Annotated in this window: 22 protein-coding genes; 21 read left to right on the top strand and 1 reads right to left on the bottom strand. The window is 63.0% G+C overall.

Annotated elements, in window-relative coordinates; genetic code table 11:
• Nucleotides 1–4 precede the first annotated feature (4 nt).
• Nucleotides 5–697 carry a precorrin-8X methylmutase gene (locus KUG38_RS04485; RefSeq protein WP_216919381.1) on the top strand — a complete coding sequence of 231 codons (693 nt, stop codon included), beginning with the start codon at nt 5–7 and terminating at the stop codon, nt 695–697.
• On the opposite strand, the gene mutS is transcribed toward KUG38_RS04485, so the two are convergent.
• Complete coding sequence (mutS, locus tag KUG38_RS04480) at nt 673–3,537, bottom strand: DNA mismatch repair protein MutS (RefSeq protein ID WP_216919380.1); 2,865 nt, start codon at nt 3,535–3,537, stop codon at nt 673–675. The two genes, KUG38_RS04485 and mutS, sit on opposite strands and share 25 nt — an antisense overlap.
• A gap of 110 nt (nt 3,538–3,647) precedes the next feature.
• On the opposite strand from mutS, the gene ribH reads away from it, so the two are divergent.
• The 20 genes from ribH (at nt 3,648) to KUG38_RS04380 (ending at nt 21,410) form a co-directional block, all read left to right on the top strand.
• Nucleotides 3,648–4,133 (top strand): 6,7-dimethyl-8-ribityllumazine synthase, encoded by a 486-nt coding sequence (ribH, locus tag KUG38_RS04475; RefSeq protein WP_216919378.1) that lies wholly within the window; start codon nt 3,648–3,650, stop codon nt 4,131–4,133.
• Nucleotides 4,130–5,038 carry a glucose-1-phosphate thymidylyltransferase RfbA gene (gene rfbA / locus KUG38_RS04470; RefSeq protein WP_094584242.1) on the top strand — a complete coding sequence of 303 codons (909 nt, stop codon included), beginning with the start codon at nt 4,130–4,132 and terminating at the stop codon, nt 5,036–5,038. The genes ribH and rfbA overlap by 4 nt, the downstream gene beginning before the upstream one ends.
• Entirely contained in the window at nt 5,035–5,634 is a 600-nt protein-coding gene (rfbC, locus tag KUG38_RS04465) for a dTDP-4-dehydrorhamnose 3,5-epimerase (protein ID WP_216919376.1), read from the top strand. Before rfbA ends, rfbC begins: the two co-directional genes overlap by 4 nt.
• 86 nt (nt 5,635–5,720) lie before the next feature.
• On the top strand, nt 5,721–5,909 hold the full coding sequence (gene psbZ / locus KUG38_RS04460; RefSeq protein WP_094584244.1) for a photosystem II reaction center protein PsbZ: 189 nt from the start codon (nt 5,721–5,723) through the stop codon (nt 5,907–5,909).
• A 52-nt stretch (nt 5,910–5,961) separates the two neighbouring features.
• Entirely contained in the window at nt 5,962–6,780 is an 819-nt protein-coding gene (locus KUG38_RS04455; protein ID WP_216919374.1) for an ABC transporter permease, read from the top strand.
• A gap of 149 nt (nt 6,781–6,929) precedes the next feature.
• Nucleotides 6,930–8,036, top strand: coding sequence for an ABC transporter ATP-binding protein (locus KUG38_RS04450; protein WP_286195627.1), 1,107 nt, complete (start codon nt 6,930–6,932; stop codon nt 8,034–8,036).
• A gap of 189 nt (nt 8,037–8,225) precedes the next feature.
• The gene (locus KUG38_RS04445) at nt 8,226–9,089 is read left to right on the top strand and encodes a class I SAM-dependent methyltransferase (RefSeq protein ID WP_216919370.1); all 864 of its coding nucleotides are present in this window, start codon (nt 8,226–8,228) and stop codon (nt 9,087–9,089) included.
• A gap of 1 nt (nt 9,090) precedes the next feature.
• Entirely contained in the window at nt 9,091–9,639 is a 549-nt protein-coding gene (locus tag KUG38_RS04440; RefSeq protein WP_094584248.1) for a dTDP-4-dehydrorhamnose 3,5-epimerase family protein, read from the top strand.
• On the top strand, nt 9,636–10,877 hold the full coding sequence (locus tag KUG38_RS04435; protein WP_216919368.1) for a methyltransferase domain-containing protein: 1,242 nt from the start codon (nt 9,636–9,638) through the stop codon (nt 10,875–10,877). Before KUG38_RS04440 ends, KUG38_RS04435 begins: the two co-directional genes overlap by 4 nt.
• 3 nt (nt 10,878–10,880) lie before the next feature.
• A complete protein-coding gene (locus KUG38_RS04430; protein WP_216919366.1) occupies nt 10,881–12,005 on the top strand; it encodes a DegT/DnrJ/EryC1/StrS family aminotransferase in 1,125 nt (374 codons plus the stop codon).
• 59 nt (nt 12,006–12,064) lie between these two features.
• Nucleotides 12,065–12,811, top strand: a complete 747-nt coding sequence (locus KUG38_RS04425) for a cephalosporin hydroxylase family protein (RefSeq protein WP_106222057.1) — start codon at nt 12,065–12,067, stop codon at nt 12,809–12,811.
• Nucleotides 12,808–13,308, top strand: coding sequence for a GNAT family N-acetyltransferase (locus KUG38_RS04420; RefSeq protein ID WP_216919364.1), 501 nt, complete (start codon nt 12,808–12,810; stop codon nt 13,306–13,308). The genes KUG38_RS04425 and KUG38_RS04420 overlap by 4 nt, the downstream gene beginning before the upstream one ends.
• Nucleotides 13,305–14,027 (top strand): WbqC family protein, encoded by a 723-nt coding sequence (locus KUG38_RS04415; protein ID WP_216919362.1) that lies wholly within the window; start codon nt 13,305–13,307, stop codon nt 14,025–14,027. Before KUG38_RS04420 ends, KUG38_RS04415 begins: the two co-directional genes overlap by 4 nt.
• On the top strand, nt 14,018–14,851 hold the full coding sequence (locus KUG38_RS04410; protein ID WP_216919360.1) for a phytanoyl-CoA dioxygenase family protein: 834 nt from the start codon (nt 14,018–14,020) through the stop codon (nt 14,849–14,851). The genes KUG38_RS04415 and KUG38_RS04410 overlap by 10 nt, the downstream gene beginning before the upstream one ends.
• A complete protein-coding gene (locus KUG38_RS04405; RefSeq protein ID WP_216919358.1) occupies nt 14,802–16,013 on the top strand; it encodes a class I SAM-dependent methyltransferase in 1,212 nt (403 codons plus the stop codon). Before KUG38_RS04410 ends, KUG38_RS04405 begins: the two co-directional genes overlap by 50 nt.
• 111 nt (nt 16,014–16,124) lie before the next feature.
• Nucleotides 16,125–16,988 (top strand): glycosyltransferase family 2 protein, encoded by an 864-nt coding sequence (locus tag KUG38_RS04400; RefSeq protein WP_216919357.1) that lies wholly within the window; start codon nt 16,125–16,127, stop codon nt 16,986–16,988.
• Between the two features lie 151 nt (nt 16,989–17,139).
• Nucleotides 17,140–18,681: a class I SAM-dependent methyltransferase gene (locus KUG38_RS04395; RefSeq protein ID WP_216919356.1), complete on the top strand. Its 1,542-nt coding sequence runs from the start codon at nt 17,140–17,142 to the stop codon at nt 18,679–18,681.
• 9 nt (nt 18,682–18,690) lie between these two features.
• The gene (locus KUG38_RS04390) at nt 18,691–19,701 is read left to right on the top strand and encodes a glycosyltransferase family 2 protein (protein WP_216919355.1); all 1,011 of its coding nucleotides are present in this window, start codon (nt 18,691–18,693) and stop codon (nt 19,699–19,701) included.
• The gene (locus tag KUG38_RS04385; RefSeq protein WP_216919354.1) at nt 19,698–20,633 is read left to right on the top strand and encodes an NAD-dependent epimerase/dehydratase family protein; all 936 of its coding nucleotides are present in this window, start codon (nt 19,698–19,700) and stop codon (nt 20,631–20,633) included. Before KUG38_RS04390 ends, KUG38_RS04385 begins: the two co-directional genes overlap by 4 nt.
• A 30-nt stretch (nt 20,634–20,663) precedes the next feature.
• Nucleotides 20,664–21,410 (top strand): CmcI family methyltransferase, encoded by a 747-nt coding sequence (locus KUG38_RS04380; protein WP_216919353.1) that lies wholly within the window; start codon nt 20,664–20,666, stop codon nt 21,408–21,410.
• Nucleotides 21,411–21,430 lie beyond the last annotated feature (20 nt).

Genomic DNA, 21,430 nt, shown 5'->3' with positions numbered 1-21,430 from the left:
GGCGATGGACAGCTTCGATTCTTCCGGCTCCGCGGCCTCCCTCGACCATCCGATCTTTCGGGAGAGCGTGCGCCGCATCCGCGGTTGGCTGGGGCTCACCGGCCTGGAGGGGGTGGAGCAGGAGGTGCTCGAGCGCCTGGTGCACAGCAGCGGCGACCTGGCCCTGGCGCCGGATCTGCGCCTCGGTCCGGGGGCCTGCGCCGCCGGCCTCAACGCCCTGGCGGCCGGCGCCCCGATCCTCACCGACACGGCGATGGCGGCGGCGGCCGTGGCCCCCATGGCCCGGCGCACCTTCGCCAATCCGGTCCATTCGGTGCTGGCCTGGGCCCCCGCCGTCGCCCCCGCCGGCGGCACCCGGGCGGCGGCGGGCATGGAGCGGGCCCTGGTGGAGCACCCGGGCGCGGTGGTGCTGGTGGGCAGCGCCCCCACGGCCCTGGAGCGGCTGCTGGAGCTGGTGGAGGCCGGAACCATCGCCGCCCCGGCCCTGGTGATCGGCATGCCGGTGGGGTTCGTGGGGGTGGCCGAGAGCAAGCGCCATCTCGCCGCCAGCGCCCTCCCCCAGATCCGGCTGGAGGGCAGCAAGGGCGGGGCCGGCCTGGTGGGCGCCGCCGCCAATGCTCTGCTGCGGCGGGCCTGGCTGGATCAGGCGGCCGAGGTTCTGCCGGCCCAGGATCAGGCGGCCCTGGGTCCCCCCTGAAGTCCCACCGCCACATGGCTGTTGGCCTCGATGCGGCCCAGCACCTGGCGGGCCCGCAGCACCACCGAGGCGGGCACACCCGCCAGCCGGGCCGCCTCGATGCCGTAGCTGCGGCTGGCGCCCCCCCGGCAGACCCGGTGCAGGAACACCAGGTCGTTGCCGGTCTCCTCCACCAGCACCTGGGCGTTGCCGACGTTGGGCAGCAGCTCGGCGAGCTCGTTGAGCTCGTGGTAGTGGGTGGCGAAGATCGTGCGGGCCCCGATGCCCTCGGCCAGGTGCTCCGCCACCGCCCAGGCGATCGAGAGGCCGTCGAAGGTGGCCGTGCCCCGGCCGATCTCGTCGAGCAGCACCAGGGAGCGGGGGCTGGCGTGGTGAAGGATGTTGGCGGTCTCGGCCATCTCCACCATGAAGGTGGACTGGCCGCTGGCCAGGTCGTCCACCGCCCCCACCCGGGTGAAGATGCGGTCGGCGATGCCGAGCCGGGCGGAGCGGGCCGGGATCCAGCTGCCGATCTGGGCCATCAGCTGCAGCAGGCCGCTCTGGCGCAGATAGCAGCTTTTGCCGCTGGCATTGGGCCCGGTGAGCACGATCAGATCCGGCGCCGGGGCGCCATCGGGACCTGGCGCCGACAGCTGCAGGTCGTTGGCGGTGAAGGACGCATCGACCAGCAGCTGCTCCACCACCGGATGGCGCCCCGCCTCGATCACCAGCTCGCGGCCCTCGCTGAGTTCGGGCCGGCAGTAGCCGCCAGTGGCCGCCACCTCCGCCAGGGAGGCCAGGGCATCGAGTTCCGCCACCCGCCGGGCGGCCGCCCGCACGGGCCCGGCCGCCTCCCCCACCCGCCGGCGCAGGTCGCAGAAGAGGTCGTACTCCCGCTGGCAGGCCCGGGCCCGCAGCTGCAGGATCCGGCCCTCGCGGCCCTTGAGCTCCGGGGTGACGAAGCGCTCCTCGTTGGCCAGGGTCTGGCGGCGGATCCAGTGGTCCGGAACGGCCGCGGCCCGGGCGCGGCTCACGGCCAGGAAGTAGCCGAAGGTGCGGTGGTACTGCAGGCGCAGGTTGGGGTTGCCGCTGGCCCGCCGTTCGATCGCCTCCTGCCGGGAGAGCCAGGCCTCCTGGTCGTCGAGCTGGTTGCGCAGGCCGTCGAGCACGGGATCGACGCCGTCGTGGAGCAGCCCGCCTTCACTCAGCGACAGGGGCGGCGTGTCGACCAGGTGGTGGCGCACCTCCTCGGCCAGGGCGGCCAGCTCGGGCCAGGGACCCTTGAGGGCCGCCAGGGGGCCGCTGCGGCAGGGGGCCACCAGGGCCGCCAGGCGGGGCAGCCGCTCGAGGCCATCGGCCAGGGACACCAGGTCGCGGGCGGAGGCGCTGCCGGCGCCGGCCCGCCCCGCCAGCCGCTCCAGATCCCCCATGGGCCGCAGCAGCCGGCGCAGCCCCACCCGCAGGGGCCGCTGCTCCACCAGCTCGCTCACCGCCTCCTGCCGCTCCAGGATCGCGGCGCGATCCACCAGGGGGGCCTCGATCCAGCGCCGCAGGCAGCGGCCGCCCATGGCGGTGGCGGTGCGGTCGAGGGCCCAGAGCAGGGAGCCCTGCAGGGCGCCGCCCAGCTGGGTGCGGGTGAGCTCCAGGTTGCGGCGGGTCTGGGCGTCGAGCACCAGCTGGTCACCGGCGTGCCAGAGCCGGGGCATCTCCAGCGGGATCGCCGCGGTGCTCTCCGCCGCCGATGACGGGGCGTCTTCGGGCGCCGGCTGGGTCGTGTCCAGGTAGGCCAGCAGGCCCCCGGCGGCCCGCAGCGCCAGGGGCGCCTCACCCAGCCCCAGGCCATCGAGGCTGGCCAGGCGGAAGCGGCGGCGCAGCAGGGCGGCGGCTTCGGTGGCCTCGAAGGGGGTGCGGGCCAGGGGGGTGAGCCGCAGACCATCGGGGCACCAGGCGGGCGCCTCCGCCGGGCCGGGCCACACCACCTCGGCGGGCTCCAGCTGCAGCAGCTCCTGGTGCAGGCTGCCGCTGCCCGTGCGCTCGGTCACCCGGAACTCGCCGGTGCTGACGTCGGCGACGGCCAGACCCCAGCGGCCGGCGTGGCTGCCGTCCCCGTCGAGGACCACGGCGCAGAGCCAGTTGTTGCGCCGGGCCGCGAGCATGCCCTCCTCCAGCACCGTGCCGGGGGTCAACACCCGGGTGATGCCGCGGCGCAGCAGGGCCCCCTTGGCGGGGGTGGCCTCCAGCTGGTCGCAGAGGGCCACGCTGAGGCCGCGGCGCACCAGGTCGGCGCAGTAGCGCTCGGCGGCGTGGTGGGGGATGCCCGCCATCGGCACCCGGCCCAGGGCCTTGCCGGCATCCTTGCCGGTGAGGGTGAGCTCCAGCAGGCGCGAGAGCAGGATCGCGTCCTCGAAGAAGAACTCGTAGAAGTCGCCGAGCCGGTAGAGCAGCACCCGGTCCGGATGGGCTGCCTTCAGCTCCACGTAGTGGCGCAGCACCGGCGTGAGCGTCGCCGGGTCCACGAGGGAATGGTGGTGCCAGCGGGGCAGGTCGCCATCGGGCTCCTGGGCGGCGTCGCCGGACGGCGCCGGGGCGCCGCTGGCGTCGCCACCGCCCGGGTCACCGGCCTGCTCGCCGTCGACCTCGGGGCCGGCGGCAGGGGCCGTCGCCGGCCGCTGCCGGCGGGTGCGGGGCCGGGCGCTGGCATCGGCCAGCAGGGCCTGGTCGTCCGGGGCGTCCCCATCCGACGGCGACCCCGTCGCCGACTCCGGCGCCAGCACGGTGGGCTCGGGCGTGCCCCCGAACAGGTCCCCCTGCAGGGCCGGATCGTCCGCGAGCGTGAGCTGCTGCTGGACTTCCCTGGCCATGGGTCCGCCGTCAGGAGCGTCCCGATCGTAAGGGGATCGGGTCGGGGGGCTGGCCTGGGTGGCCCTGGTGCTGCTCAACTGGGGCATGAGCTTCTTCATGGTCTGACCCCTTGACGGTTTTCGAAGGTCGCTTCACCGATGTCGCCGGTCTGCGGATCGGCCTGGTGATCGCCCGCTTCAACGATCTGGTGACCGGCAAGCTGCTCAGCGGCTGCCTCGATTCCCTCTCCCGCCACGGCATCGACGTCAGCCCCGAGAGCACCCAGCTCGACGTGGCCTGGGTGCCGGGCAGCTTCGAGATTCCCCTGGTGGCCCAGCGGCTGGCCGCCAGCGGCCGCTACCAGGTGGTCATCACCCTGGGGGCGGTGATCCGGGGCGACACCCCCCACTTCGACGTGGTGGTGGCCGAGGTGAGCAAGGGGGTGGCCGCCGTGGCCCGCGACACCGGCGTGCCGGTGATCTTCGGGGTGCTCACCACCGACACCCTGCAGCAGGCCCTGGAGCGGGCCGGCATCAAGAGCAACCTGGGCTGGAGCTACGGCCTCCAGGCCCTGGAGATGGGCAGCCTGATGGCCGCCCTGCCCGCCCAGCCATGAACCGCAAGGGACTGATCCTGGCGGGGGGCAGCGGCACGCGCCTGGCCCCCCTCACCACCGCCGTCAGCAAGCAGCTGGTGCCGGTGTACGACAAGCCGATGATCTACTACCCGCTCAGCACCCTGATGCTGGCGGGCATCCGCGAGGTGCTGGTGATCACCACCCCCACCGACCAGCCGGCCTTCGAGCGGTTGCTGGGCGATGGATCCGGCTGGGGCATGGAGATCCGCTATGCGGTGCAGCCCAGCCCCGATGGCCTGGCCCAGGCGTTCCTTATCGGTGCCGAGTTCCTCGACGGCGCACCGGCGGCCCTGGTGCTCGGGGACAACCTTTTCCATGGCCACGACCTGATCCCCCAGCTGCAGGGGGCCAACGGCGAGCGGCCGGGGGCCACGGTGTTCGCCTACCCGGTGAGCGATCCGGAGCGCTACGGGGTGGTGGAGTTCAGCGGCGATGGCCGGGTGCTGAGCATCGAGGAGAAGCCGCCCCAGCCGCGCAGCCGCTATGCGGTCACGGGCCTGTACTTCTACGACCACACCGTGGTGGAGCGGGCCCGCCAGGTGCGTCCCTCGCCGCGGGGCGAGCTGGAGATCACCGACCTCAACCAGCTCTACCTCGATGAGGGCCTGCTGCGGGTGGAGCTGATGGGCCGCGGCATGGCCTGGCTGGACACAGGCACCCCCGATTCCCTGCACGAGGCCGCCAGCTACATCCGCACCCTTGAAAAGCGCCAGGGCCTCAAGGTGGGCTGCCCGGAGGAGGTGGCCTGGCGCCTGGGCTGGATCGACCACGGCCAGCTGGAGCGGCTGGCCCTGCCCCTGAAGAAATCCGGCTACGGCGACTACCTGCTGCGCCTGCTGCAGGAGGCCGCCAGCGACCACCAGGCCCTGGAGCCCCAACGATGAACGTTCAGTTCCTGGCCATCGACGGCCCCCTGCTGCTCACCCCGGCGGTCTACGCCGATGAGCGGGGCTGGTTCAGCGAGAGCTGGAACCGGCGCCGCTTCGCCGAGGCCCTCGGACGGGAGGACGCCGATGCCCCCGAGTTTGTGCAGGACAACCACTCCCGTTCCGTGCAGGGGGTGCTGCGGGGTCTGCATTTCCAGCGGGCGCCGCACCCCCAGGGCAAGCTCGTGCGCTGCACCGTCGGGGAGGTCTTCGATGTGGCCGTCGACCTGCGCCGGGACTCCCCGACCCTGGGCCAGTGGGTGGGCGAGCGGCTCAGCGCCGAGAACCAGCACCAGCTCTGGGTGCCGGTGGGCTTCGCCCATGGGTTCCTGACCCTGAGCCCGGTGGCCGAGGTGCAGTACAAGACCGCCGGCTACTGGAGCCGGGAGTGCGAGCGCTCCTTGGCCTGGAACGACCCGGCCATCGGCATCGACTGGCCCCTGGGGGAGCTGCCGGCGCCCCACGAGCCCCTGCTGGCCCCCAAGGACGCCGCCGCCCCTGGTCTGGGGGCCCTGGCGGCCGCCGGGGATCTGTTCGCGCCCGACAACGTGTGAAGGATGGCTCCGGCGGCGGGCAGGCCCCCGCGCTGCATGGCAGGATCGCCCACGCTGCCTGATCCGGCCCCGAGCCTTCCTGCCCCATGCAGATCCTCAACACCCTCACCGTTCTGGCCCTGGTGGTGATGTCCTTCGCCCTGATCGTGGCGGTGCCGGTGCTCTACGCGAGCACCGAGGACAGCGGCCGCTCCAACCGCCTGATCCTGATCGGCGGCGCCGCCTGGGTGGCCCTGGTGCTGGTCAACTGGGGCATGAGCCTGCTGGTGGTCTGAGGTCGACAGGGTGACGGCGTGACAGCCTCCCCTGACCACCCAGTCCCGCCATATGAGCGTCACTCGCATTCAGCCCAGGCGCCGCTTTTCATTCTTTGAGTGGAAGGAGATCGTCGAGTATCGCGATCTCCTGTATTTCCTGGCTCTTCGCGATATCAAGCTGCGCTACAAGCAGACGAGCCTCGGAGCGGTCTGGGTGATTCTGCAGCCGCTAGTGCCGGCGATTATTTTTGCCGTGCTGTTCGGTAACTTCGCCCGATTGCCCAGCAATGGTCAGCCCTATCTGCTGATGGTGTTCACGGGCCTGATTCCCTGGGGGCTGTTCAGTAACTCGATCGGCAGGGCCGGCACCAGCTTGGTGGCCAATTCCGGTTTGCTGTCCAAGATCTATTTCCCCCGTCTGATCATTCCTCTGGCCTCGATGGGGTCGGTGGTTGTGGATGGCCTGGTCAGCCTTGGGGTCCTGGTGGTGCTGCTGGCGCTTTTCGGCATCGGACTGGGCTGGCATCTGCTGGCCGCCCCCTTCTTCCTGCTGGCGGCGTTCCTGATGGGCCTGGGGCTGACGCTGATCGTGGCCTCGCTGAATGTCTATCATCGCGACTTCGGTTATGCGGTGCCGTTCGCGCTGCAGGCCTGGAATTATCTGACGCCGATCGTCTATTCCTCTTCGTTGATTCCTGAACGCTGGCAGTTTCTGTACTCGCTCAATCCAACGGTGGGGCTGATTGAGGGATTTCGCTGGTCGGTGCTGGGCGGTGTCCCGATCACTTTTACCATGATGGCGAGCATGCTGTCGGGGCTGGTCGCTTCTCTGGCGATCGGTATGGCCGTGTTCCAGAAGATTGAAAGGGGCTTCGCCGATATCGTATGACTTCGACTTCAGATATTGCCGTCACCGTTCGCTCCCTGGGCAAGTCCTACAGGATTGATCATCTGGGCGTGGCGGAGCCCCCAGTCGAGGCTGGTGAGGGTGGCTCCTGCCGTCGTTGGCCCTGGCAGGGCAAGGGGCCTCGGCAGCGGATGAGCAGCGAGATCTTCTGGGCCTTGCGGGATGTGGATTTCGAGGTTCCCCGGGGCAAGGTCTTTGGTGTGATCGGCAGGAACGGGGCGGGCAAGAGCACCCTGCTGAAGATCCTGTCCCGGATCACGGAGCCCACCACCGGCATGGCCGAGATCCGCGGCCGGGTGGGCTCCCTGCTGGAGGTGGGTACCGGTTTCCACCCCGAGCTCAGCGGCCGCGAGAACATCTATCTCAATGGCACGCTGCTGGGCATGCGACGCCGGCAGATCGACCAGGTTTTCGATGCGATCGTTGATTTCGCCGAGGTGCACCGCTTCATCGACACCCCGGTGAAGCGCTATTCCAGTGGCATGTATGTGCGTCTGGCCTTTGCTGTCGCCGCCCACCTGGAGCCGGACATCCTGATCATCGATGAAGTGTTGGCCGTGGGTGATCTTCAGTTTCAGAAGAAGTGCCTCGGCAAGATGAAGGATGTCACCGGCCAGGGGCGAACGGTTCTCTTTGTCAGCCACAGCCTCAGCACGGTCAACAGCCTCTGCGATACGTGCATGTTGCTGGAGAATGGCAGGGTCACCCAGATCGGCCCCACGGAGTCCGTGACGGCCTCCTATTTCGCCAGCAGCGAGGAAACGGCAGGCTCGCTTCTCGATCTGACGGGGGATCCTCCCGGCGACAGGTTCTGCCGCATGGTCGGAGCACGGATGGTGGACCGGTCCGGTGAAAGTGTCAGCTACGCCCATATCGACAGGGAGGTCGGCATCGAGATGACCTACGAGCTCATGGAGCCTTCCACGGGACCGGTGATCCCGAACTTCCATTTCTTCACGGCGGGTCAGTGTGCCTTCATCACCAGTCCTCTTCCCCAGCCTCCCGCCTCATCGGGACGCCACCAAGCGACGGTCTGGTTGCCGGCAAGATTTCTCAATGAAGGAACCTATTCTGTCAATTTTGCTGCCACCACACCGATACCCCAATGTTGTCATTTCCATGTTCAGGATCAGTTCTGCTTTGAGGTGATAGAGGATCTGCATGATGAAGCCCGCCATGGGGCCGTGCATAAAGTCCCTGGGGCTGTCAGGCCGCAGCTGAACTGGAGCATGAGTTGATGGCTCCTGTCTGGCACTCGGGCAGATGTCATGGGAGAATAGAGTTCTGACGTGGATCGGATTTCGATGCGTTCGCTGGCTGCCAGGATCCGGAGGAAGTTGGGTCGTATCGCCGCAGCGTCGGCCAGTCGTCCTCCGTCCTCCAGAAGACAGGCCATCGAGCGGGTCCAGAAAAGTCCAGGCCGCTTGGTGCCCTGGCTTGATCTCATCGGGATCGTCAAGGCTGACTTTCCCGACAGCCTCCGCGAACAGGTTCTTTCCCATGATCTGACACGTAGTGGTGTGATTCTCTGCTTCCAGGAGGAGCTTCAGAATCGAATGGCTGCTGATCTTCTGCAGGCTTCCGGGCGGCTGAAGCAGGAGGATCCGGCTGCCGTCTGCGGCGATGTGGCACTGGAGATGATTCGTCTCAAAACCATTGCCCAGTGTCGTGACGCCCATGCAGAAGGCAACTATTACCGGGACGCTGAGCCTTACATCCAGAAGCAGTGGGAGGGGGTGATCTGGCCCATCATCAAGGATCTTGACTTCACTGACGTTCTTGAGCTTGCTCCGGGCCATGGCCGCAATACAGAGCATTTACGTAGGCTGGCTGGATCGATCACGCTCATTGATGTGAATCCCAATTGCATCGAGGCCTGCAGGGAGCGGTTCGGTGAGCAGCGTGACGGCTGCAAATTCCGCTACTTCGTTACCGATGGTGATTCCCTCTCAATGGTCGATTCGAGTTCCCAGTCGCTTGTCTATACCTTTGATTCCATGGTTCATTTCGATTCGTCCGTGGTGCGGGCCTATGTCCATGAGATTGCGCGCGTCCTGCGGCCCGGTGGCAGTGCGTTCCTGCACCACTCCAACTACGGGACGGTGGCTCCTAACAGCGACTGGGCCCACAATCCCGGCAACCGCAGCGACATGACCGCCGAGCGGATGCGAGGGTTTGCAGAGGAGGCCGGTCTGGACGTGGCGTTTCAGCGCCTCAGTGGCATTGCCGATGGCTGGGGTCTGGAGGATCTCGACGCCTTCACCGTGCTGCGTCGGCCTGCTCTCGCCTGAGATGGCTGAGACCAGCCACCGCGCCACGGCCCTCGAGGGTGTGGTGGAGATCAGCCGCCGGCCGCATGGCGATCACCGTGGCCGCTTCCTGAATGTCTTCCGGCGAGAGGACTGGAGCCAGCTCTGGGGAGGGGATCGGCCGATCGAGCAGGTCAATCTCAGCCACAACCCAAGCCCCGGAACACTTCGAGGCCTGCATCTCCAACGGGGGGCGCCTCCGGAGGTCCGATTGGTCACCTGCGTGGTAGGGCGTGTCTGGGACGTGGCCGTTGACCTGCGGCCGGGCTCCGCGACGCGTGGCCACTGGGTGGCGGTGGACCTCAGCGCCGAAGCCGGGAACTCCCTGCTGATCCCTACGGGCTGTGCCCATGGGTTTCAGGTGCTGGAGCCTGACAGCACCTTGCTTTACCTTCACGGGGCTCCCTATCGCCCTTCGGAGGAGACCGGTGTGCGATGGGACGATCCCCAGCTCGGCATCGACTGGCCGATGCAGCCCAGGGACTTGAGTGAGCGTGACCGGTCGCTGCCCCTGCTGGAGAGCCTGCCGTGACCCACCACTGCCGACATTGCGGGACTCCACTGGAGCATGAAGTCATTGACCTCGGCCATCAGCCGCCCAGCAATGCCTACCTGAGCGAGGCGAAGCTGAGTCTGCCGGAAGTCACCTTTCCCCTGCGCGTGTATGTGTGCTCAAACTGCTGGCTCGTGCAGCTGCCCATGCATGCACCAGCGGATGAGTTGTTCACTGCAGATTATGCCTACTTCTCAAGCACATCGATCACCTGGTGTCAGCATGCGGAGCGGTTCGTCAAGGCGGCCGTCGATCGACTTTCGCTCGGTCCAGGTAGTCTGGTTGTTGAGGTGGCCAGTAACGATGGCTATCTGCTCCAGTACGTGAAGGCGCAAGGGATTCCGTGCCTCGGCATCGAGCCAACCCGCGCTACGGCAGAGGCTGCGAGAAGCAAAGGGATCGACACACTCGAGAGATTCTTCGGCGGAGATTTTGCGGCCGAGCTGGTGTCCCAGGGTTACAGGGCCGATCTGTTAGTGGCAAATAACGTGCTGGCTCATGTCCCAGATATCAATGACTTCCTGGCGGCAATCTCCCGTGTTCTCAAGCCATCTGGTGTGGCCTCTGTGGAGTTTCCCCACTTGTTGCGATTGCTTGACGGCAACCAGTTCGACACGATTTATCACGAGCATTACAGTTACCTGAGCCTTACGACTCTGCAGCGAATGGCGGAGGATGCTGGGCTGATGGTGCTCGACGCCGAGCAGATCACCACCCACGGCGGCAGCCTGAGGGTATGGCTTGCCCGTAGCGGAGATCCTGCGGCTGCTGCCCAGACCCCGCAGGAACGGCAGGCTGTGGAGGGGGTCCTTGCGGAGGAGTCCACAGCCGGGCTCACGTCCTTGGACGCTTACGACCGCTGCCAGAAGCGCGCCTTGGAAGCCAAGTTTGCGCTGATGGAGTATCTGCTGGCTGCCCGCCGGTCCGGGAAGCGGGTGCTTGCCTATGGTGCCGCGGCCAAGGGAAATACCCTGCTGAATTTCGCCGGGATCCGCAGCGACCTGCTGGAAGCGGTGGCCGATCTAGCCCCCAGCAAGATTGGAAAATGGCTGCCAGGAAGCCACATTCCCATCATTAATGTTGATGATCTTCTGGAGCGGCAGCCTGATGAGCTCCTTGTGCTTCCATGGAACCTGGCGGGCGAAGTGAAGGCCCAGCTCAGAGGCAGGATCGACGTACCCGTGAAGGTGGCGATTCCCATCCTCTCGGCCATCTGAGTCATGGACGACTTCTCCCCACCCAGAATTCCCTACACAAGGCCGTCGATCACGGAGTTGGAGGTGGCCTACGCCACGGATGCGGCCCGCAATGGTTGGGGTGAGCATTGCTACGACTACATCGTCCGTTTTGAAGAGGCTTTTCGTCAGCACCTCGGCGTCGGCCATGCCCTTGCTACGAGCAGCTGTACGGGGGCGCTGCACATGGGCTTGCACGCCCTTGGGATCGGCCCTGGAGACGAAGTCATCATGGCGGACACCAACTGGGTGGCCACGGCCGCGCCCATCGTCCATCTGGGGGCCCAGCCGGTCTTCGTCGACATTCTTCCCGATACCTGGTGCCTTGACCCAGATCAGGTGGAAGCGGGGATTACGGCAAGAACCAAGGCGATTGTGGCGGTTCACCTGTACGGCAACCTCTGCGCCATGGATCGTCTTCTGGAGATCGGTGAGCGCTATGGCATCCCTGTGATCGAAGATGCCGCTGAAGCGATTGGCTCCCAGTGGCATGGCAGGAGGGCAGGAAGCCTGGGCCGTTTCGGTGTTTTTTCCTTTCATGGCACCAAGACGCTGACCACCGGGGAAGGTGGCATGTTCGTCACCAACGACAGTCACCTCTACGAACAGGTGCTCACCTTGTCCAACCATGGCCGTGCCAAAGGTGAACCCAGGCAGTTCTGGCCTGAGCGGGTGGGATTCAAGTACAAGATGAGCAACATCCAGGCTGCCATAGGTTGCGCGCAACTGGAGCGAATTGATGAACTCATCAATGAGAAGCGTCAGACTTTCTCCCGCTACCACAAGCTCTTTTCATCTCTCCCTGTCAAGATGAACCCGGAGCCGCCCCACGTGGTCAATGGTTATTGGATGCCGACCATGGTGGTTGACCATTCGGTGGCCTTCGACCGGGATCAACTGCTGAAGCAGTTTCAGGAGCATGGAATTGATGGTCGTGTCTTTTTCTGGCCACTAAGTTCCACGTCTGTTCCTGGGCGAAAGGCCTCTTCCCAGCCTTTTCTTTCCGAGACAATTCATATGAGAAGTATCAATCTGCCCAGTTTCTCTGGTTTTTCCCAGCAGGACGCAGAGCGTATTCATCAACTCGTGCAACAGCACCTGACGGGATAGGGGTATCCGCCAATCGCCTGTTCTGCATCTTTGTTCTCCTTATCACCGATCCTGACCCCATGACGACTGATGACCGACAGCAGTTTGAGCAGTCCAGAGAGCAAAACTGCCTGGCTTTAGGACAGGATCATGAGGCGTTCTCCCATTCGCTTGCGCTGATCACCGAACTTGATCGTTACGACTACTCCTATCTCTGGACGTGGATGGGTGTCCCGATCATCCAGATGCCAGCCGATGTCCTCGCCACACAGGAAGTGATCTGGAACAGCAAGCCCGACATCATTATCGAGACCGGAGTCGCCAGGGGTGGATCGGTCCTGTTCATGGCCTCGATCCTGGAGATTCTTGGCAATGGCAGGGTCATCGGAGTGGATATCGACATTCGACCGCACAATCGCGAGGCGATTCAGAGCCATCCATTGGCCCACAGGGTGGATCTGATTGAGGGTGGCTCGGTTGACATCCCAACCCTTGAGCAGGTGCGTCGTCTGATCCCTGAAGGGGCACGAGTGATGGTGGTGCTTGACAGCGATCACAGCCGCCAGCATGTTCTTGAGGAGTGCCGCGCCTATGGACCGTTGGTGACCAAGGGATGCTATCTGGTGGTTGCCGACACCTTGGTGGGCCATGTGGAGGAGGACCAGGCGCCGAAGAAGCGCTCCAAGATCTGGTACAAGGGAGACGAACCTCTGTCGGCCTTACGGGACTACCTGCAGGAACAGGATCGCTTCGAGCCGGATCCGGTCCTGAATGGAAAGCTCGTCCTTTCCTCATCCCCCGGTGGCTACCTGCGCTGCCGATCATGACCCTTCAATTTCGTCGGTATATCCCCCACGCCGATGAAGAGGTCCTCAGGGAGCTGCGCACGGACATCCCCTTGCAGCATCGACTTCTGGCCCATCCTGACCCTGAGGCGACGGTCGATGTCCAGGCCTGGGTCAGCCGAAGAGAAACCATGGGCTGGTTTCGGGTGATCGAGCTGGATGGCCGTAGTACCGCGGGCTTTGTGCAATTGACTGACCTCCATGGTCTGGATCGGTACGCCTGGGTGGGCATTGCCCTGCATCCCCGTTGGCAAGGATCTGGCTGGGGCCGCCGCGCCATGGTGGCCTTGGCGGAAGAGGCGAGAGTCCATTTGGGCCTTCGCAAGCTGATGCTGCAGGTGAGGTCGGATAATCAGATCGCCTTACACCTTTACGCCTCGATTGGGTATCGGATGGTTGGCCATCTCAAGCAGCATTATTTTGATGGGAACCACTACCATGATGTCACGATGATGGAGATGCTTCTGGAGACCGTATGACTACGGTTGTCATCAGTCAGCCCATGTACTACCCCTGGGTCGGCTTCATGGCCCAAATGGCTTTGGCGGATGTTCTGATCTGGCTGGATGATGCTCAGTTCTCCAAGGGCTCATTTACGAATCGAGTGCAGGTCAGATATGGTCAGACGACCAAGTGGATGACAATCCCTTTGGTGCGTGGCGCATCGTTTCCACAGATCATGGATCTGGGGCTGCCGGGGGAGGAGTTGTTTCTGGCCCATCGCGCCCTGTTGTCACACAGCTTGAGGGCCCGACCCTATCGGCAGCAGGCCCTCAAGTTGTTCGATGAGGCGATGGTCTCCAGTTCCATGGTTGGTCGGCTGATTGCCAGCGCTGAGATGCCCGCCGAGCGTTGGGGAGTTTTGCCAGCCAGGAGGATGAGGTCCTCAGCCATGGGTGTGGAAGGTACCTCCTGGAACCGTGTGCTCAGTTTGGTGCAGGCGGTTGGAGGAACCCGTTACGTTACGGCTCATGGAGCCGCTGCTTACCTTTGCCATGAGGCTTTTGAGGCTGCGTCCATTGGGGTGGAGTATATGGTTTATGATCCAGTTCCGTGGGATCAAGGTGATGCCTTCTTTACACCTTACGTTGCCAATCTCGACCTCTATTCCTCCGTTGATCCCTCGATTGCCTTGCAGCATCTACGCCCAGCCACTGTCGGTTGGAGAGAGCATCTAAGGAGATTGGAATGTCGTTAGTCACGGAACTGGAGAGAGACGCTTTTCGGGATAGCGGAATTCTGCTCCTCAAGGGCTTCTACGATCAATCAACTCAAGTCGCCCCGATTCTTGAAGGAATCAGAGCCATTATTGAACTCTTGTGTATCAAGTACCAGGTTGAAGCCCCCACGCAGACTGCTGATCTCGCCATGACTGAGGGGTTCATGGCCCTGATCCGGCGTGATCGTGCCTACGGGGGAGAAGTGTATGACGCGGTAAAGCAGATCCCGGAGTTCATGCAGCTTGTCAGTGATATGCGGAATTCATGCTTGTTTCGTGAGCTTCGCTCAGGATCCATACCCGGACTGGCTGCTGGCGGCTACGGCATTCGTATCGATTGCCCAGGTGAGGCCACCTTCCGTGCTCCATGGCATCAGGAGTTTCCTGCCCAGTTGCGCAGCCTTGATGGCATTGTCTATTGGACACCCCTTGTCTCGATCCGACCATCGCTGGGCCCCGTAGAGGTCTGTGTCGGATCCCATCGTGAAGGCATCGTTCCCGTCCAAACAGCATTGGATTCTGCTCAGCAGGGGGCCTATGCCCTTCGCCTTGTCGGGGAGGCGGAGCGGCTGGCAAAGTACCAGCATCAATCTCCACTTACAGAGCCCGGAGACCTGCTGCTGATGGACTTTCTCACACTGCATCAGTCTGGAGAGAATGTCGACGCCTATCCTCGCTGGTCGATCCAATTCCGTTACTTCAACTTTGTGAATCCGTTGGGTGTGAAGATCAGCTGGAAGGGCTCCTTTGCAGGTGGTCAAGACTTCCGTGCTATTCTTGATCAAGCAGAAGTCGCGATCTGAAAGCAATATGATGACCCAGTGTCGTATTTGTGGCGCAACTCTCTCGTCCTCTGGCTACTCTGCTGCTGCGCCAGCGATTACTTCTATCTCCACACATCTTGCGATTCCCACCCAGACCTATATCTGTCGAAACTGTGGGCATGGGCAATCTCCAGACTTGCCAAAGATCCAAGAATTCTATGATACGCAGTATCGTATCTCGCTGCAATCGGATCAACACGACCAACTCTATGAGGTCCGTGACGGCCAGCCTGTCTTTCGTACACAGCGGCAAGCCGAGATGCTGGCGGCCATTGGTCTGCCCCTGAACGCACGGGTACTCGATTTTGGTGCCGCAAAGGGAACAACGCTGCGGACCTTCCTGGAGTCAAGGCCTGATCTGCGTCCCTCCATCTTTGATGTCAGTGATGATTACGTTGGCTTCTGGCAGGGCTGGGTCCCCGCTTCCGAACAGGTAACCCATCGTCTTCCTGCAGACTGGCAAGGTTGCTTCGACCTCGTCACGGCCCATTTTGTGCTTGAGCATGTTGTCGATCCCATCGGAACACTGAAGTGTCTTGCTGAATTGTTGACTCCTGGTGGCAAGGTGTTTTTCACGGTTCCCGATCCTCTGAGCAACACGGGTGACTTTCTGGTGGTGGATCATGTCAACCATTTCACGGCCTCGAGCCTGAAGAGGACATGTGAGCTTGCTGGTCTTGTCGTGCATACGCTCTCCCGTGAGCTGTTCCGTGGTGCCTACGTTGTCATTGCGGAGCGGGCGGTGGTTTCTGCCTCGTCCAGTGGTGGTCCACAGACTGATATTGGTTCAGACATCACTCAAGCCATTGATGCTCTGGCTTTCTGGTCCAAGGCTCTGGGTTTCCTTGACGCTGATCAGCACGTTGAGGCACATGTACCGACAGCGATTTATGGTGCTGGCTTTTACGGTGCATTGATCACCTCTCGGCTTCATCAGAAACCGCTCTGCTTTCTGGATCGAAACAAGTATCTCCAAGGCCAGGACTACCTAGGTGTTGCTGTCCTTGCGCCTGAGGATTGCCCTGACTCGATTCGTAGGATCTATCCTGGCTTGAATCCACTCCATGCCAGAGCCATCCTCGCGGATGCCGATACCTGGATGCCGCAAGCCGCAAAGATCCACTATCTCGCCGATCGATGACCGTGGGTAGAGCTCGCGTCTGGAACGCCATTCCTGAGGTCTTTCTGTGACAGCTGCACTGACTCAATCGTAGCCGCCTTAATGAACCAGACTCCTTTGGTGACTGTTGGGATGCCGACGTACAACAGACCTCAAGAGCTTGAGCGATCTCTTGCCATGATCCGCGCCCAGTCTTATCAAAACCTTGATATTGTTATCTCAGATAACGCCTCTCCCGATCCTCGTGTTTCACGGCTTGTGTTGGCAGAATCGGAGCAGGACCCGCGCATCAGGTATTTCCGTCAAGAGTCTAATATCGGCCCAAGTGCGAACTTCATCTTTGTTCTGCGTAGGGCCAAGGGTTCTTTTTTTATGTGGGCAGCAGATGATGATGAATGGCATCCATCATTTATCGAAAAGCTGTTGCAAGCCTTGCTGAGGAATTCTTCAAGCGGCTTGGCGTTCTGCGACTTCGATGTTCGCTACCCTGATGGAACAGCATGTCTCTCCTACGGTTCATTTTATCAGGCCTATGAGGGCTTTCTTCGCGATACCAGTCCTGGCCGTGTTTCCACTTATGCCCTTCAGGCTCCTGAACGAGGCAAGGCTAACCTGATTTACGGACTTTTCCGACGTGAGGCCTTGATAGACGATTCCGTCGAGAGTTACTTTCATTCGAATGCATGGGGGGCTGACATGCTTTTCGTTTGTGACGTACTATCGCGATGGTCTTTCAGCCTTGTTCCTGACAAGCTCTATTCGGTAGGCATTCCATTTCCAGCTCCCGTGCCTCCCGTTGCCGACCAAGTAGTTCCCTTAACGCATCACCATCGGCGCCAGTGGGGATTGGCGATTAGCCACCTGCAATACTACGCAACCTATTTGAGAATTATGGTACGGACGCCCGGTTCCAGTCCGTTGTTGATCGTGAAGTTTCTCTACCGCCTCTTGCCGCTGGCTCTGCGCTGGCTGAAGCAGGATCTCACGGTTCGTTGAACAGCGGACCAGTCCCTTCTGTTTCCTGCCTCCTGCCGTCTCAACGCGCTACAGGATTCACATGGTGTCCGTCATCCCTGAGGAATTCCACCAGACGGAGGCTGGCAGCGGAGGTAGTAACATCAGCTATAGGAAGCCCCCAGCGGAATACATGGCGCTACTGGATCAGCACGCGAGCAATATCGTTTCCCAGAATGGCGAGGATGGCATTCTCGCAGAGATCTTTCGGCGTATCGAGCCTCGATCAAGGCGGTGTGTGGAATTTGGTGCCTGGGACGGCAAGCATCTGAGCAACACGTGGGCGCTTTGGCACGAGTCGGGCTGGTCTGCCGTGCTCATCGAAGGTGACCATGAGCGTTTCCTGCAACTTGAGCAGTCAATCATCAGCTTTCCCTCGGTGACAGCTGTCCATGCGTTCGTCGCGGCCACTGGTCCCAACACCTTGGACAGCCTGCTGAGCAGGGAGGGGGTGTCCCCTGATGGTGTGGATCTTCTGTCGATTGATATTGATGGTGACGATTATCATGTCTGGTCATCCCTGACCACGTATAGACCCAGGGTCGTCGTCGTTGAATACAATCCAACGATCCCGCCTGAGCTTGATCTTGTGCAGCGACAGGGGGAATATTTCGGGGCCTCCGCAGCCGCATTGACGCGCCTAGCCAGAGAGAAGGGCTATGGACTCGCCGCCTGCACGGCCACCAATTGTATTTATGTGCATCTAGATGACTTTGCCGCCCTCGGCATCCCTGAGCTCGAGCTAAGCACTTGTTTCGACAGGAGCCAGTTGTGTTATGTCATCAACGCCTATGACGGACGAACGTTTCTGGCCACCAAGCCTGTCTACTCGCGGCCTTTACCGCTGGCCTCCTTTGCCTATTGGTGGGAGAGGTTGAGGCAGAATCTCCTCGCTGCGGGCGGTGGGACGATCCTTCCGGTTGAGGATTTGCAGCCCGTCAGCCTGGTGCTGGAGTCGACCCTGCGGCGCCGCAGCCTTAAGGACCGTGTGATGGCCACTTTGTCCCGGACGATCACCCTGTCCTGGGACCACGTCGTGTCTCTTGTGACGGCCCTGCCCCCGTATCGGCTGGTTGAACGCCTCGTTCAGGCCCTGCAGCGGCGTGCGAAGGAGCGCGAACTGATCAGGGCCTGGCGGCACTCGGGCAGTCCGGTACCGCCACCCCATCTCTACAAGCAGAAGCTGTTGACCAGCTATGCCTCCCGCTATCGACTGTCAACGCTGGTGGAAACAGGAACCTATCTTGGTGACATGGTCTTTTCTCTGCGCAAGCGCTTCAAGACCATCATTTCCATCGAGCTCAGCTCTGAGCTCTGTATGCGGGCCCAGCAGCGCCTCCGTGAGTTCCCCCATGTCTCCATCATCGAGGGAGACAGCTCCGAGGTACTTCCCGACATTCTTGATGGCTTGAAGGTTCCTACGCTCTTCTGGCTTGACGGCCATTACTCGGCTGGCAATACGGCACTTGGCGAGCGTGAAACACCCGTGTCTGCAGAGATGGAAGCCATCCTCAACCATTCCGTTCCCGGCCATGTCGTGTTGATCGATGATGCCCGCAACTTTGATGGCACCCACGATTACCCAACGCTCGCTTCGCTCAGGGATTATGTCCACGGGGCCTATCCTAAGGCTGATTTCTCCGTAAAGGACGACGTCATCCGCATCGTGCTCTGAGGCAGGACATTGGCTGATCCCCTCGTTTCTGTCCTGCTTCCTGTCTATAACTGCGAGCGCTATCTCGCTGACGCTATCGATAGCATCCTTTCCCAGACCTTTTCTGACTTCGAATTCATCATCATTGACGATGGGTCCACGGACCGATCTTCTGAGGTGATGGCTGGCTTCAGTGATCAGCGGATCAGGATCATCCAGCAAGAGAATCGCGGGCTGGCCGCCACACTCAATCGAGGCATTGGTCTTGCTACCGGCAAGTACATCGCTCGCCAGGACCAGGACGACCTCTCCTATCCAGAGCGTCTGGGTCAGCAGGTCGACTTCATGGAGGCCCATCCCGATTGTGTGTTGCTCGGTACCTGGGCGCAGATCATGGAGATTGATCGTGTCGTCAATCGCTTCCACCGCCATCCGGTCGATGAAGCGGAGCTTCGGTATCTGATGTTGTTCAACAACCCGTTCGTCCATAGCTCCGTCATGCTGCGCCGGACCGCCCTAGCCCAGGTCGGTGGTTACACGACGGACCCGGAGCGGCAGCCTCCTGAAGACTTCGAGCTCTGGTCACGCCTTGCCCGTGCCGGAGGGATCGCCAACCTCGGCGAGGTTCTGCTCGCCTACAGGGAGATCCCCGGCAGCATGTCGCGCGTCGGTCCGGCCCCATTCCGCCGTCGCCTGATCACGATCTGTTCAGAAAACCTTGCGGCCGCCTCAGGCCTTTCCGCTGACGATCCCGATATCCGGGCCATCGCGGCCCTCACCCACGGGGGGGTGGAGGAGGTGTCCGCCCGTCCCGATTTCTCCCGGATGCAGTCCATCCTCCTGGGCGCCATTCAGGCCTCGGCGGCCGAGTCTCTCGCTGCGTCCCTGCGCCAGGACGCGCTGGCCCGCGTCCAGGCGATGCAGGCCGGCTGGATGGTGCGGGAGTCACCGGCCTATGACCTCCTGCACCGGTCGGGACCCTTCCGGACTCTGGCCAAGCGCCTCTGGCGCCTGGTGCAACGGCTCAGGGGGCCCAAATGAAGACGATCGTCATCGGCGGTGCCGGGTTCATCGGTTCCCTGGTCAGCCAGGCCCTGATCGCCTCCGGCCGTGAGGTGACCGTCGTGGGGCGGCGTCCCCCCGGCGCCCACACGGCCGCGCTGCCGTGTGCCTATCGCTGCGCTGATCTCGGCAACCGGGCCCAGATGCGGGAGATCCTCGAGCCGGGCTGCGAAGTGATCGACCTGGCCTATGCCACCGTCCCCAAAACCAGTTACGGCGACCCCGTCTTCGATCTGCTCGCCAATCTGCCCGGCAGCGTCGGATTGCTGGAGGAGGCGATGGCGGTGGGGGTCCGCCGCCTGCTGCTCGTTTCCTCCGGGGGCACGGTCTACGGCCCCCCTGCCACCCTGCCGATTCCGGAATCCCACCCGACGGCCCCCATCAGCCCCTACGGCATCACCAAGCTGACCATCGATCACTACGCCCTGATGTTCCATCACACCCGCGACCTGCCGGTGGTGGTGGTGCGGCCGGCCAATGCCTACGGCGTCCAGCAGCGTTCCCGGACCGGCCAGGGCTTCCTCGCCGCCGCCATCGACGCCATCCTTACGCGACGCGAGATTGAGATCTATGGAGATGCGGGAACCATCCGCGATTACATCCACGTCAGTGATGTGGCCAGCGGCATTCTTGCAGCCCTGGACTTCGGTGATGATGGTGAAACCTATAACCTCGGCACCGGGATCGGCGCCAGCAATCTTGATGTGATCGCCCTGCTGCGCCCGTTGGCAGAGGCGGCCGGCCACGCCATCCAGGTGCGCCATCTGCCCTCACGGCGATTCGACGTGGAGGCCAATGTGCTGGATGCCCGGAAGCTTTGCTTCGCCTGCGGATGGCGTCCGGATGTATCTCTCCAGTGCGGTCTCGCAGAGATGTGGGATCATGCTCTGATGACGTCCTCCTCCACCTGAGGACTCCCCCTGCCCGCCCGATTCACAACCATGGGAATTCTTACTCGGCTGCTGGATCTGCGTGGGTCCTCCGCCGAACGTTCGACCTCCCTGGATCCCTTCCTCAGCACGGCCAACCCCTCCCGCAATCCCGCCTGCGGGGAGTTCGAGGTGGACGGTTGGGTCACCTCCGCGTTCGTGGCCCGCACCCTGGTTCCCGTGGTCGGGGTTCATCCCTTTCCGCTCCAGGAACTGATGCTGATGACGGCCACGGTCTGCCGTTTTCAGCCTTCCCTGATCTTCGAATGGGGTACCAACATCGGCAAGTCGGCGCGAATCTTCCATGAAATCGCCCAGTATTTCCATATCCCCACCACCATCCATTCCTGCGACCTCCCCGACGACGTCGACCACGTGGAACACCCCCACTCCCAGCGGGGCGCCATGGTGCGGGGCCTGGCGGGGGTGGAACTGCACCAGGGCGACGGCCTGACCACCTCCCTCGGGCTGTGGGAGCGGGCGGGGCGTCCCCCTTCTCCCCTCTTCTTCCTCGATGGGGACCACAGCCACGCCAGCGTCAGGCGGGAGATCGACGGGATCCTGGCGGCCGTCCCCGATCCGGTCCTGCTGCTCCACGACACCTTCCTCCAGTCTCCCGAATCCGGTTACAACGTCGGGCCCCGCCAAGCCGTCGAGGAGTCCCTGGCCGCCCATCCCGGCCGCTTCCAGGCAGTGCACTCCGGGCTCAGCCTGCCGGGCATGACCCTGCTCTATTCCACCGCCCCGGCTGCGGCGTAGGTTCGCCCCAGCCCCGCCGG

The organism is Synechococcus sp. CCAP 1479/9 (genome assembly GCF_019038535.1).
Lineage (GTDB): Bacteria > Cyanobacteriota > Cyanobacteriia > PCC-6307 > Cyanobiaceae > Cyanobium.
Note: the sequence above shows the minus strand (reverse complement) of the source record. Positions and strands in the feature narration are given on the sequence as shown.